The 13,139-nt window shown below is 72.1% G+C and carries 11 protein-coding genes and 1 pseudogene; 6 read left to right on the forward strand and 6 right to left on the reverse strand.

Going from position 1 to position 13,139, the window contains the following annotated elements:
* Positions 1-338: 338 nt before the first annotated feature.
* Positions 339-1,427, forward strand: a complete 1,089-nt coding sequence (ychF, locus tag IF129_RS18805) for a redox-regulated ATPase YchF (RefSeq protein WP_191210891.1) — start codon at positions 339-341, stop codon at positions 1,425-1,427.
* A 124-nt stretch (positions 1,428-1,551) separates the two neighbouring features.
* Here the strand turns inward: ychF and IF129_RS18810 are convergent, their stop codons facing one another.
* Both IF129_RS18810 and IF129_RS18815 read right to left on the reverse strand, forming a co-directional pair.
* Positions 1,552-1,944: a DNA-binding protein gene (locus tag IF129_RS18810; protein ID WP_191210892.1), complete on the reverse strand. Its 393-nt coding sequence runs from the start codon at positions 1,942-1,944 to the stop codon at positions 1,552-1,554.
* On the reverse strand, positions 1,944-2,192 hold the full coding sequence (locus IF129_RS18815; protein WP_191210893.1) for a hypothetical protein: 249 nt from the start codon (positions 2,190-2,192) through the stop codon (positions 1,944-1,946). Before IF129_RS18815 ends, IF129_RS18810 begins: the two co-directional genes overlap by 1 nt.
* A 33-nt stretch (positions 2,193-2,225) precedes the next feature.
* Between IF129_RS18815 and IF129_RS18820 the strand changes: the two are divergent.
* The 4 genes and pseudogenes from IF129_RS18820 to IF129_RS18835 form a co-directional block, all read left to right on the forward strand.
* Positions 2,226-3,901 (forward strand): annotated as a pseudogene (locus IF129_RS18820) (SNF2-related protein); the annotation flags it as partial.
* A 332-nt stretch (positions 3,902-4,233) separates the two neighbouring features.
* Positions 4,234-5,652, forward strand: a complete 1,419-nt coding sequence (locus IF129_RS18825; protein ID WP_191210894.1) for an ATP-binding protein — start codon at positions 4,234-4,236, stop codon at positions 5,650-5,652.
* Positions 5,653-5,943: 291 nt separating this feature from the next.
* Positions 5,944-6,663: a polyprenyl diphosphate synthase gene (uppS, locus tag IF129_RS18830; protein WP_191210895.1), complete on the forward strand. Its 720-nt coding sequence runs from the start codon at positions 5,944-5,946 to the stop codon at positions 6,661-6,663.
* Positions 6,660-8,138, forward strand: a complete 1,479-nt coding sequence (locus IF129_RS18835) for an oxygenase MpaB family protein (protein ID WP_191210896.1) — start codon at positions 6,660-6,662, stop codon at positions 8,136-8,138. The genes uppS and IF129_RS18835 overlap by 4 nt, the downstream gene beginning before the upstream one ends.
* A 76-nt stretch (positions 8,139-8,214) precedes the next feature.
* Here IF129_RS18835 and IF129_RS18845 read toward each other — a convergent pair whose 3' ends face one another.
* Complete coding sequence (locus IF129_RS18845) at positions 8,215-10,014, reverse strand: M14 family zinc carboxypeptidase (protein WP_224755192.1); 1,800 nt, start codon at positions 10,012-10,014, stop codon at positions 8,215-8,217.
* 280 nt (positions 10,015-10,294) lie between these two features.
* Here IF129_RS18845 and IF129_RS18850 point away from each other — a divergent pair, with 280 nt between their 5' ends.
* Complete coding sequence (locus IF129_RS18850; RefSeq protein WP_191210897.1) at positions 10,295-11,260, forward strand: helix-turn-helix transcriptional regulator; 966 nt, start codon at positions 10,295-10,297, stop codon at positions 11,258-11,260.
* A gap of 47 nt (positions 11,261-11,307) precedes the next feature.
* Here the strand turns inward: IF129_RS18850 and IF129_RS18855 are convergent, their stop codons facing one another.
* The 3 genes from IF129_RS18855 to IF129_RS18865 are packed head-to-tail and all read right to left on the reverse strand — an operon-like array spanning position 11,308 to position 12,906.
* Complete coding sequence (locus IF129_RS18855) at positions 11,308-11,628, reverse strand: Asp23/Gls24 family envelope stress response protein (protein WP_191210898.1); 321 nt, start codon at positions 11,626-11,628, stop codon at positions 11,308-11,310.
* Entirely contained in the window at positions 11,621-12,391 is a 771-nt protein-coding gene (locus tag IF129_RS18860; RefSeq protein WP_191210899.1) for an Asp23/Gls24 family envelope stress response protein, read from the reverse strand. The genes IF129_RS18855 and IF129_RS18860 overlap by 8 nt, the downstream gene beginning before the upstream one ends.
* Positions 12,382-12,906 carry an RNA polymerase sigma factor gene (locus IF129_RS18865; RefSeq protein WP_191210953.1) on the reverse strand — a complete coding sequence of 175 codons (525 nt, stop codon included), beginning with the start codon at positions 12,904-12,906 and terminating at the stop codon, positions 12,382-12,384. Before IF129_RS18865 ends, IF129_RS18860 begins: the two co-directional genes overlap by 10 nt.
* Positions 12,907-13,139 lie beyond the last annotated feature (233 nt).

Genomic DNA, 13,139 nt, shown 5'->3' on the forward strand with positions numbered 1-13,139 from the left:
GGCCCCCCGCCGTGCCGCCGGCCGCACGGGCCGTCCCCCTCGCCCCGTCCTCGCCGACCGTGGGACCGGCACCCGCTCCCGCTCACCCTGCCTCATGCGCTCCACGCCCCCAACGTAGGCGCCCACCACCCCGCTCACGCCCCCCTGACACGCCGCTGTCACCCTCGGCGTTCCATCGAAGGCGTGACGCCGTTGCGCCTTATTGACGCCCGAGCCGTCCGGCGGACTCCGGCGCCCGGCGCCCGTCGTCGCCCGTCCGGCGGCGCCCGTAGACTGGTGGGCGGCCCACACGCCCCGGGCCGCCCACCCCAGATCCGCTCGCTACGGGAAGTCGCCACGTGTCGCTCACGATCGGAATCGTCGGCCTGCCGAATGTCGGCAAGTCGACCCTGTTCAACGCCCTGACCAAGAACGACGTGCTCGCGGCCAACTACCCGTTCGCCACGATCGAGCCGAACGTCGGCGTCGTCGGCGTCCCCGACCCGCGACTGGCCAAGCTCGCCGAGATCTTCAGCTCCGAGCGCGTCCTGCCCGCCACGGTCGACTTCGTCGACATCGCGGGCATCGTGCGCGGCGCCAGCGAGGGCGAGGGGCTGGGCAACAAGTTCCTGCACAACATCCGCGAGTCCGACGCGATCTGCCAGGTCATCCGCGCCTTCCGGGACGAGAACGTCGTCCACGTCGACGGCAAGGTGTCCCCCAAGGACGACATCGAGACGATCAACACCGAGCTGATCCTCGCCGACCTCCAGACCGTCGAGAAGGTCCTGCCGCGCCTGGAGAAGGAAGCGCGCATCAAGAAGGACAAGCAGCCGCAGGTCAAGGCCGTCCAGGAGGCCAAGGCCATCCTGGAGGAGGGCCGCACCCTCTTCTCCGCCGGCATCGCCCAGGGCACCGAGGCCGCCGCCGCCCTCCACGAGCTGCACCTGCTCACCACCAAGCCGTTCCTCTACGTCTTCAACGTGGACGAGGACGAGCTGACCGACGACGCGTTCAAGGCCGAGCAGCGCGCCCTCGTCGCCCCCGCCGAGGCGATCTTCCTCAACGCCAAGCTGGAGGCCGACCTCGCCGAGCTGGAGGAGGACGAGGCGCTGGAGCTCCTCCAGTCCGTCGGCCAGGAGGAGCCCGGCCTGGCGACCCTCGCCCACGTCGGCTTCCGCACCCTCGGCCTGCAGACCTACCTGACGGCCGGCCCCAAGGAGTCCCGGGCCTGGACGATCAAGCAGAACGCCACCGCCCCCGAGGCGGCGGGCGTCATCCACACGGACTTCCAGAAGGGCTTCATCAAGGCGGAGGTCATCTCCTTCGACGACCTCGTCGACGCCGGCTCCGTCGCCGAGGCCCGCTCCCGCGGCAAGGCCCGCATGGAGGGCAAGGACTACGTCATGCAGGACGGCGACGTCGTGGAGTTCCGCTTCAACGTCTGATCGCGTCGATAGAGGTGGCCTGTACTGCGGTGACGTAGGTCCGGCCGCCGTGCTCCGCAGACCTTCGGAGGTCAGAGGGTGCGAATGACGGGAGCGGGCTTGAGGTCCTGGCGTCGATGCGGTCTCAGACCTTGACGACCTCCACGGGAGGGCCGCAGAGGAGTGTCAGGTCCCCGGGGTCGGAGGTGAGGACGGTGACCGGCCGGGGCGCGTTGCGGGCGATGGCGGCGAGAGTGGCATCGATGGCGTACTTGTGGCCGTGAAGGCGGTGGGTGCGAAGGAGGACGGCGGCCTGGTCGGCGATCTCCTTGGTGACGTCGTGGACGTCGACGCGGGAGAGGACCCACGTGATGCGGGCCGGGTGGATGCGTTCGTAGTCTGCCTCCAGCGTGGTCATGGCGCTGGTGGCGACGCGGACGCCCTCTTCTGCCGCCGCCTGGACCAGGGCCACGACGGTGCGGTCCTTGCGATAGAGCTTCGAGAGTCCTTCGCTGTCGAGCAGGAGGGTGCCGGGCATCAGGCGGCGGCCCCGGCCTGTCGGTGGTCGTGGCGCAGCAGCGCCCGGGCGGCCTCGACCTCCTCGCGGGTGAGAGCTTCGTTGTCGGTCTCGAAGTCGACGACGATCTCCCGCAGCCTGTCCATGGCGACTTTCTGTTCGAGAGCCTCGGCGACGTAGGCGGAGAAACCGCCGGGCCCGACATGGGCGCGTACGGCGTCGGCGAGATCCTCGGGCAGGCTGATCGAATACTTCCTACTACCGCTCATGGCGCCAATCCTACTGGTGGTCGTAAGTCTGGGGGGCGGCTGCGGCTGGGGAGCGTCGAGTCGAGTGGACTGCGCACCGTGGGCGGTGTTCTCGAAGCGGGCCCCTACCGGCTGCGGCAGATTCCCGGTGTCGGGCAGCGCACCGTCGACCAGATGCTCGCCGCCGCCCGCAGGCTCTCCGAGGCCGTGCACGAGACCGTGGCTGTCCACATCGACGTGGACCGGCCGGAACCGCGCACCACCGCGCTCGTCTCGGCCCTGCACGTCCTGGTGGAGGCCGGCCCAAACGCCCGGCGTGCGGTGGACAAGGCCACCGTCCTGGCGGAACGGCTCGGTCCGCTGCTGGCCGACGCGAGGCCCGCCGCCGGAAGGGTCCGGATGCTGCCGGCCGGCCGGGAGAAGAAGGCTCGCGCGTGGGCGGCGGTCGCCGAGACCCGGTCGCTGGTCGACGAGGCAGAGCAGGCCGGCCTGCCCGAGCTGCTCGCCCAGGCGTCGGTGGACCTGCTCCGGGGGCTCTCGTCCGACATCGCGGCCTGGGTGGACTTCGAACTCCGCTCCGCCGAGTACTACAGCCTGCTCGCCGAGATTTCCGGGCGGCTGCCGGACGTGGCTGCCGCAGAGGGCTTTCTGCCGGACGAGATCGCGGAGCGGGTACGGACCCAGCACCTCGACGACACGCACCGGCGGGTCTCCCTGCGCGGTTACCAGTCGTTTGGCGCACGGTTCGCGCTTGCGCAGCGCACGGTGATACTCGGCGACGAGATGGGCCTCGGGAAGACCATCCAGGCGATCGCCGTCCTCGCCCACCTGGCAGCCGAGGGGCAGAGCCACTTCATGGTCGTCTGCCCGGCGAGCGTCCTCGTGAACTGGACACGGGAGATCGAGGCCCGCAGCGACTTCATGGCCATGCGCAGGGCCGCGTACATGCGCCCCGAGAAGTCGGCCAAGCCGGACCGGCTTCGGGAGATCGTTCAGGAGGCCGGCGAGAACGGGCAGAAGACGGTGGTCTTCTCCAACTTCAAGGACGTACTGGGCGTGGTGAGAGATGTCCTCGCGGCCGGAATCGCTGGGGCCACTCCGGTGTTCGGTCCGCTGACCGGCGGCGTCCCGGCCCAGCGTCGCCAGGAGATCGTCGACGACTTCGCCGGTGTCCAGGGCCCGGCGGTGCTCCTGGGGCAGATCCAGGCAGCGGGCGTCGGCCTCAACATGCAGGCCGCCTCCGTCGTCGTCATCCGCGAACCCCAGATCAAGCCGACCATCGAGCATCAGGCGGTGGCCCGGGCCCACCGTATGGGCCAGGTCAGGCCGGTTCGCGTGCACCGTCTCCTCGCCACCGGAGGCGTGGACGAACGCATGGTGACGATGCTGGAAGCCAAGACGTGCCTGTTCGATGCATACGCCCGCCGCAGCGCCGTGGCCGAAGCCACCCCGGACGCGGTCGACGTGTCGGACACTGAACTGGCACGCCAGATTGTCGAGGAGCAGGCACGTCTGGGTATGACGGACGAGAGGCTCATGTCGGCCGAGTGAGGGCGTCCTCCGGCCCGCAGCCGGTCCGCAGGACACCCGTAAACGGCCGTCGGGAGCCAACGCGTGCCAACCAGGAGATCCCAGTTCAGGGCCTTGCGCGGGGCTCCGACGCAGTTCAGGATCAGACCGCAGGCATTCCGCTTCAACGTATAGCGGGTGACTCAACGCCACTTCGCTGATCTTCCACACATGCTGGTCACATGGGGTCTGACTCTTCGGGGTCAAGCCCCATGGTTTCCGCCGTGCTGGAGGTGGTGGATCTTCTGGTCTCTCGTCACCTGTCATCACCCCTCATACCCCTACCGTGCTGGATTCGTGCCGGGTGTCCTCGATCGCCTGCTCATCGACTTCCTTGGCCAGTGCCAGCTGCGGCCGGCTGGCGCCGTACTCGGCCTGAAGGGGAGGTGAGTGCGTGGTGGACTACCTTGAGTGACGTCGAGCGCGACGGGGTGGTTACTAACGTGTATGTTAGTAATGTGAGTGTTAGTGTCATGGGTGGAGGTGGGCGAGCGTGGTGGATTTCGTTGGCCGGCGACAGGAGCTGGCGACGTTGGAGCGGGAGCTCCAGAAGGTGGCGGCAGGAGTCGGCGGGGAGCGGCCCGGTCGGTGTGTGATGTTGCGTGGGCGGCGCCGGGTGGGCAAGTCGCGACTGGTCGAGCGGTTTGCGGAGCGCTCCGGGGCCCCGTTCTTGTTCTACGCGGCGACCGGCGCGTCCCGCCGTGATGATCTGGCACGGCTGGCCCGGGACGCCCGGGTGTCGACGCTGCCGTTGGCGGGGCTGGTGGCAGCCGCGCGGCCGGAAAGTTGGGATGTCGCGTTCGATGTCCTGGCCGCGGCACTGCCCGCCGACCGGGCGAGTGTGCTGGTCATCGACGAAGTGCCGTACCTGATGGACGTCGACGGCGCCTTTGAGGGGATGCTGCAACGGGCCTGGGATCGGGTGCTGGAGACCAAGCCGGTGCTGCTGGTTCTCATCGGCTCCGATCTGTCGATGATGGAGGCGCTGAACGGCTACGGACGCCCCTTCCATCAACGTGGTCGGGAAATGGTCCTTGGACCGCTCAACCCCGCCGAGGTGGGCCAGATGCTCGGACTGAATCCGGCCGAAGCCTTCGACGCCGCGCTGGTCACCGGCGGGCTGCCGCTGATCTGCTCGGAGTGGCCGCGCGGTGCGGGGCTTTGGGACTTCCTCGGCGAGGCGCTGAACGATCCGGTTTCGGCTCTGCTGGTGTCGGCCGAGCGCTCGCTGGCTGCCGAGTTTCCGCCGCAGGCCCAGGCGCGTACGGTGCTGGCGGCCATCGGGAGTGGCGAGCGGACCTTCACCAACATCGCCCGGGCAGCCGGCGGAATCGGGGCCACACCGCTGCAGAGAGCTCTGGAACTGCTGACGGACAAGCGGATCGTCGCGGGCGAGCTGCCTGTGTCGTTGCGCCCGTCGAAGGATCGCCGCTACCGCGTGGCAGATCCCTACTTGCGGTTCTGGCTGCACCTGCTGGGCCCGTCCATGGAAGAGATCGAGAGAGGGCGGGGCGATCTCACCTTGGCGCGCATCCGGGAGAACTGGACCAGCTGGCGCGGCCGAGCTGTCGAGCCCCTGGTCCGTGAGGCCTTGGCCCGGATCCTGCCCGACGAGTGGCTGCCTGCGGCCCCCGCGGTGGGCGGCTACTGGACCCGCACCAACGACGTCGAGATCGATATCGTCGGGGCCGACCGCGCCCCCGTCTGCAAGGAACTGCTCTTCGTCGGCTCCATCAAGTGGCTGGAGCAGTCGCCCTTCGACCGGCACGATCTGGCAGCTCTCCATCGCCACCGGGCGGCCCTCACCGACGAGCCTGTTCCCGTCGTAGCGGTTTCGCGCAGCGGAGTCGACTCGCCGGGGCTTGACGCCGCCTACGGCCCCGGCGATCTGCTGACCGCCTGGCCGCTGTGAGTGCCAGACGGCAGGGGACACGGGGTCGGAGATGGCCGACAGTGGTCCGGTGGCCGAGTTGCGCGACGCTGACGGCGCGCGGTCGTGAGCGGGTGGCAGCGCGGCGGGTGGGTTCGGACAGGTGAGCCAGGGGTGACGGCGTTCCGTTCCGGGGGCGGGGGGCCGCTCGGGCTGTCACCGTCGTGGTAGGGAACGCGCCGGTGGGGGCGCGGGCGAGGCGGGGTGGGTGTGGACGAGCGCGGCACGGTCGGTGGAGTCGTCCCGGGTGGGCGGCGGGGCGGTTCGGTGGCGATGCGTGCGGTGCCCCGGCACGTGGCGTGTGTGATGGACGGCAACGGCCGCTGGGCGCAGCGGCGTTCACTGCCTCGGACGGCGGGGCACCGGGCCGCCGAGACGACCGTCATCGACGTCATCGAGGCCGCGCGGGGCGCCGGTGTCGAGTGGCTCAGCCTGTACGCGTTCTCCACCGAGAACTGGGGCCGGCCCGGCGACGAGGTCGACTACCTGATGCGCCTGGTCCGCCGGATCGTGCGGAAGCACGCCCCGCTGCTGCTGGCCCGGGGCATCCGCTGCCGTTTTCTCGGGGTGACGGATCCGCGCATCCCCCGCGCGCTGGCCCGGGACTTCGCGGACCTGGCGACGCTGACCGGCGACAACCGGGGCATGACGCTGACGGTCGCCTTCGACCACGGGGGGCGCCGGGACATCGTCGAGGCCGCCCGGTCGCTGATTCGCGACGGCGTCCCCGCGGAGGAGGTGACCGAGTCGCGGTTCGCCGCGCACCTGCCGCTGCCCGACACACCGGACGTGGACCTCGTCATCCGGACCTCCGGTGAGCAGCGCATCTCCAACTTCATGCTCTGGAAGGTCGCCTACGCCGAGTGGGTCTTCCCCGAGGTCCTGTGGCCGGACTTCCGGGCCGCCGACTTCCTCGCCTGCCTGCACACCTACCGCCGTCGCGACCGTCGCTTCGGCGGGCTGCCGCCCCGGACGAACGGAGAACCACGATGACGCCAGGCGCTCCCCGTACGGACACCGCGCCACGGGAGGACGGGCCCGCCCTGTTCGGTCCGGGCTCGGAGTTCCACGCGCTCTTCGACGACCCGCGCTGGGCCCTCGCCCTGGTGCGGGCGACCGTGCTGGAGGCGGCGCACCCGCAGGTCGGTGCCGCCCTTCTCGACAACTCCACCTTCGTCACGCACCCCTGGCGCCGGCTCCGCAACACGTTCTTCAGCCTGCGCCGGATGTTCAGCCCCGATCCGGCGGTCCGGGAGCGGGAGGCCGCGCGGCTCAACCGGCTGCACGGCCGGATGAGCGGTTCCGACGGGCGTGGCCGGGCGTACGACGCGATGGACCGCGCCACCCGGGCCTGGGTCGTGGCGACCCTCTTCGAGAGTGCCGTCACCATGTGTCGCCTGAGCGGTCAGCCGCTCGACCAGGACACGATGGAGCGGATGTACGCCGAGTACCGCGCCTTCCTCGCGCTCCTCGACGGTGACGCCGAGGGGATGCCGGCCGATGTGCACGCCTTCTGGCCGTACTTCGACCGGGTCGTCGCGCACGAGCTGGAGAACACCGAGGCCGCCCGCGTCATCCTCTACCGGCTCTTCGACGACCTGCCCGCCCCGGCGCTGTTCGACGGCGCGCCGACGCTGTGGGCGGCGGGCCGGGCCGTCGCCGGGCCGCTGCTGGGTGCCGTCACCGTCGCCTCGCTGCCCGAGCCCTACCGTCGCCGGGCCGGCCTCCCGGAGACGCCGGGTGCGGAGGCCCTCATGCGGAGCGCCTATCTCGCCGCCGGGCTGGCCCGCTTCCTGCCGCAGGGCCTGATCAACGCCGAGAGCGTCATCCGGCTCCTCTCGCTCGACGGGGGCGGCGAGGACCCGAGGGCCCGCGCGGTGGCGGCTCTGGGCGGCCACGTGAAGCGGGCCTCGGCGCTGCTCCGCCTCCTCAATCCGCTGGACGACGCCCCGGTGCCGGACCCGGCGGACGCCGCGGAGGCGGGGGAGGCCCGGCGGTCGGCCGGGGACTTCTTCCGCCGGGTGCTGGACCAGACCGGCGACGGCCACCTCGACTGGCCGGACCTCGCCGCCATGGCCCGGGAGCTCGCCACCCGTCTCGACCTGGACGAGCCGGAGGAGACGCGGCTCTACGACGCCTTCGCCGCCTGGTGGCGCGAGTTGCAGGCCGCCCTCGACACGGACGGCGACGGTCGGGTCAGCGCGGACGAGTACGCCGCCGCTGTCCCCTCCCTGGCCGGCCCGGCCCTCATCCGCGTCGCCGAGGTGCTCTTCGACGCCACCGACCGGGACGGCAGCGGGTCGATCGACGCCGACGAGTACCGGGCGCTGTTCCGCACCGCCTTCCACCGCGACCTCGACGTCACCGAGGGCGTGTACGGCAGGAGCGCCTTCGTGGGCGACTTCCTCTCCTTCATGTCCGCCCGCCGCACGGGCACCCCGTACGACCCCCTCCTCACGGACGCCTGAGGACGGGCGGGCCGGACGGAAGCGGGTGCGGGCCCGGCGCGCGTGCGCCGGGCCCGCACCGCGGGGGTGGTGCCGGTTACAGGGTGAGGGTCCAGGTGTCGAGGGTGCCGGTGTCGTACCGGGCGGTGTCCTGGAGCCGGAGCTTCCAGGTGCCGTTGCGCGCCTCGGAGGAGAGGTTCACGGTGTAGGTCTCGTGGATGTCGTCGGCGCTGTCGTTGCCGCTGGCGTTCTTCAGGCGGTAGGAGCTGCCGTCGGGGGCGAGCAGGTCGACGGTGAGGTCGCCGCGCCAGGTGTGCTGGACGTGGACCTCGACCTTGCTGCTGGTGGAGGCGTTGCCGGAGCAGCCCGAGAGGGTGATGTTGCTGGTGACGGCGGAGCCGTTGTCGGGGATGGCGACGTTGTCACCGTTGGTGCCGGTGCACTGGGTGGGGTCCGGGTCGGGGCCGCCGCCCCCGCCGTAGGGGTTCTCCGCCTTGTCGGCCGCGTAGGTCAGCATGGGCTTGACCTGGTTCCAGAAGGTGTTCTGGCAGGAGTACGCGGGGTGGAAGCCGCCGCAGCTGCCGCCGCTGGGGCCGATCTCCCAGGTGAAGCTGGGGACGCCGAGGACGTCGTAGGCGTAGTCGTCGTGGCTGCCGCTGGCGTCGTAGAGGATCTCGCCGGGCTGGCCGTACTGCCATCCGCCGGCGAGCTGGGCCATGTCCCGGCCCATCTGGCGCAGGGCGGCGTCGTTGCCGGTCTCGACGCCGGAGTTGAAGCCCCAGGGGAACAGCACCATGTTGGAGTAGCTGTGCATGGTGACGAACATGCCCTGGGTGTCCGGGTCGGCGGCCGAGGTGTCGCCGCCGGACCGGGTGTCCGGGAAGAGGTCGCGGTACAGGTCGTGCAGGGCCTGGTTCTCGACCTCGGAGTCGGCGGACGGGCCCTTGTAGACCTGGGAGCACGGGTTGGAGCTGGTGCCCGCGCCGCCCCAGTGGCTGCCGTTGTTGCGGTTGAGGTCGATGCCCTCGCCGCTGCCGGAGTTCTCGGAGCAGTTGTACGGGCTGTGCGTGTGGTTGGCGTTCTTGCGGTGCCACTGGAGGCCGGAACCGCCGCCCATGAAGCCCTGCTGGACCATGTCGACGCCGTCGGGGTTGCCGATCGGCACGACCCAGACCTCGCGGGTGTCCAGGATCTCGGTGGCCGTCGGGTCGCTGCCGTAGCCGTCGGTCAGGTAGTCGATCCACCGGTAGGCCATCTCGCCGGTCGACAGCTCCCGGGCGTGGACCTGGGCCTGGACGAGGAAGCGCGGCTTGCTGGAGTTCGGCGAGAGCCGGCAGTCGCCGGACTGCTTCTTCGTGATGCAGATGGCCTTGATGTCGTAGCCGCCGGGGCGGCCGGTGGCCTTCCGCCACGAGTCGCCGATGTCGAAGACGGTGGCCAGCGTGGAGTGGTCGGAGGCGACCTGGTCGAGGTGGGCGTACTGGGCGTTGACGGTCCGGTAGCCGCCGTAGTAGGTCTCCTCGGCCATCTGCGCGCTGAGGCTCGGCGCCTGGCCGCTGCGCTTGGGCGCCTCCTGGGCGGCGGGGGCCAGCTTCTCGTGGACGCTCGCGGTCAGCCCGGCGTCCTTGAGGCTCTTGGCCGTCCTGGCGTCGCCGAGGACGAACAGGTCGTCGCCGTCGCGGTCCTCGATGAGGTCGAAGCCGGCGAGGGCGGCGGCGTCCGCGTGGGCGCCGTCGTGGATGCGGTAGACGTACGCGCGGTCGTCGGCGGACGCGGCGGACGGCGCCGGGGGTGCGGCGACGCTGCTGCCCGTCCCGGCCGCGACGGCTGCCGCGGTGGCGAGGGCCACGGCGGCGCCGAGTATCTTTCTCGTGGGCGTGCTGGTTCTCTTACGCATCAATGCTCCTGAGGGACTGCCATCCCTGTGGCGGTCGCCACTGCCCGTGGGGGGTGATGGCCAGGGGAGGCCCACCGGGTGACGGCGGGCCCCGGCCCAGAATCGGGGCGACCGGGCCCGCTGTAAATCGGCGTGCGCTTCCGGTCTCGGACAATGTCCGGTTCCGTCGGCGCGAATGCGGAGCTATCGGGCGTGCCGCGTGGATCTTGACGGCCGGTCGGCGGACGCTTTACAGTCCCGACGCGTCCGGCGACCTCACTGTCGGCGCCGGGAGGTACACGTGTTCCTGCTGGAGCCGGTCGGTCTCGGCCGGACGGAGAACGACGCCTACCTCACTCTGCTGGACCTGAAGAGGGCGACGGCGGAGGAACTCGGCGACGCCGTCGGCGCGTCCCCCGCCGTGCTGCGCCCCGCGCTCAGGCGGCTGCTCGACGACGGGCTGGTGCAGCAGATCGGCTTCACCCCCGCGGTCTTCGTGGCCGTCGCGCCGGAGGAGGCGCTGGCGGCGCTGATCCACCGCCGGCGCAGCGACCTGGCCCACATGCAGGTGCACGTCGAGAAGTTGGCGGACCGGCTGCGCGCGGGTGGCGGGCGGACCGCGCAGGGGATGCCCGTGGTGGAGCTGCTGGAGGGGGAGGACGCCGTCCTCGCCGCCGTGGTGCGGATGCAGCTCCAGGCCCGCGAGGAGATCATCGCCGTCGACGCGCCGCCGTACGCGGGCGGCCAGAGCAGCCCCAACGACCTGGAGCTCTCCCGGCTCGCCGCCGGGGTGTCCTACCGCTGCGTCTACTCGCGGGAGGCGCTGGCCTCGGCGGAGCAGTTCGCCGCCATGCGGCGGTGCGTCCGCGCGGGGGAGCGGGCCAGGGTGCTGCCCGGGGTCACGCTGAAGATGGCGGTCGCCGACCGGACGACGGCGCTGCTGCCCGTCTCCTACGCCCATCCGGACGCGGGGGCGCGGCTGCTGGTGCGCGAGTCCTCGCTCGTCGACGTCCTCGTGTGCTGTTTCGAGCAGCTGTGGGAGCGGGCGGCGCCCGTGGACGGGCCGGCGGCGGAGTGCGGGCCCTCGGCCCGGGACCGGGAACTGCTGGCCCTGCTCGCGTCCGGGTTGAAGGACCGCACGATCGCCCGTGCCCTCGGTGTGACGGAGCGGACGGTCGGCCGCCGGCTCACGGAGCTGATGACCCGGCTGGGGGCCGAGACGCGGTTCCAGGCCGGGGTGTTCGCGGCCCGGCAGGGCTGGCTCTGACGCGCCCCGGGCGCCCGCTCCGGCCGCTCGGGGCGGCGCGCCCGGGTTCACACGAGGGCGGTCACCGTCACCGTCACGCTCACCGACGCGTCGGGCAGCCGCTCGGCGACGGCCCGTTCGACGGCCGTGCGGGCGGCGCGGGTGACGTCGAGCGCGCGGTGCCCTCGGTGGACGGCCAGCCGCAGGTCGACGTGGACCTGTTCGCCGTCGGCCGTCGCGGTCCGCCGCAGCCGGGTGCCCCGGGCGGCGGCTCCGCGCAGGAAGCCGGTCAGGTCGGGGCGGAGGAACGCGACGCCGGGGGTGGCCTCGGCGGCGCGCGCCACGGCGTCGCCGAGCCGCGCCGTGGTGTCCTGCGGGACGTCAGTCATCGCTGTCCTCCGGTGGTTGCCCGACGACGTCGGCCGGGCGCGCCGGAGAACGTCCGGGGGAGGCGGTGTCGGTGAGGCCGGAGGTGTCGCCGAGGTCGCCGAGGTCGGCGAGGTCTGCGAGGTCGACGACGGTGACGTCCACCGCGTGCACGTCCATGCCCAGTTCCCCGCGCGCCGCCGTGGTGACGCGCTGCCGTACGGCGTCGGCCACCTCGGGGACGGGTCGTTCCAGGCCCGGCGGCGCCGTCACGTCCAGCAGCACGCGGACGGGCCCGCGTGGGAGCCGGGCGCCGGGGAACCGGAAGCGCCGCTGCGTGTCTCCGAGCGGAACGATGCGGCAGCTGCCGGCCCGGACCCCGGGAACGGCCTCCGCCGCCGAGCGGAACGTGCGGGCTGCGGCCGTCTCCACGATCCAGGCGTCCTCCTCCGGCTCGCCCAGCGGCACGGCGGCGCCGGGCCGCAGCTCGGTGCGCACGATGTCCATCACCCGGGCGGTGACGCCGGACGCGAGGGCGTCCCCCTCCCGGGCGGAGGCGTGCGCGGCGCGGGCCAGCTCGTCACGGACGAGGTCGTCGAGCGTGCGCAGGTCGGCGAGGGCCGCGGCACAGTGGGGGCACTGCCGGGCGTGCGGCTCGGCGGCGGCCGCCGCCGGATCGGACTCCCAGGCGTCCCAGAGGTCCTCCAACGCCCGCCCGCAGGGCAGCGCCTCGCCCTCCGGCCCGGCGGGCGGTCCGGGCCGGGGGCCGTAGGGGCTCATCTCCATGCGCTCATCGCCTCCGTGAGGTAGCGCCGTGCCCGGAAGACCCTTCCGCGCACGGCCTGTCGGCTGATACCGAGCATCTCCGCGATCTCCCCGTACCCGAAGCCGTGCAGCTCGCGGAGGACCCAGCAGGCCCGCTGCTCGGGGGAGAGCCCCGCGAGGGCGGCCGACAGGTCCCGCACCGCGGCTGTGGACTCCGCCGCCCGGACGGGCGACGCCTGGTGCTCGGGGGCCCGGGGTTCGGTGGTCGCGTCCAGCTCCGCCGTCGGGCGCCGGGAGCGCAGCAGGTTGAGACACCGGTTGGTGACGATGCGGTACATCCAGGTCAGGAACGCGGCGTCACCCCGGAACTGGGGCAGCCGCCGCCAGGCGCTGACGAAGGCGTCCTGGACGGCGTCCTCCGCGTCCGCCGGGCTGCCGAGCATGCGCGTGGCGAGGTTCAGCAGCACCGGGCCGTGCCGGCGCACCAGCACCTCGAACGCCTCCTCGTCGCCTTCGCGCGCCCGGGCGGTGAGCAGCGCGTCGTCGGGCCCGGGGCGCTGCTCCCGCCACCGGCCGGGGGCGGTGTCGCCGCCCGGCCTCTGATCGTCCTCCGGCACCCGCCGGTCTCCTCTCCGGTCCGTGGCACCCGCCGGCCCGCCGCGTCGGCGACCCGCGTCCACCCTGCGGGAGGGTACCGGCGGCAAGTCTTCCGAAGTTCTCACGATTTCGGCGTGACGACCGCCCGTGCGTCGGGTCCGAAGGGGTAGAA

This window comes from Streptomyces chumphonensis (assembly GCF_014779715.1).
Classification (GTDB): Bacteria; Actinomycetota; Actinomycetes; order Streptomycetales; family Streptomycetaceae; genus Streptomyces; species Streptomyces chumphonensis.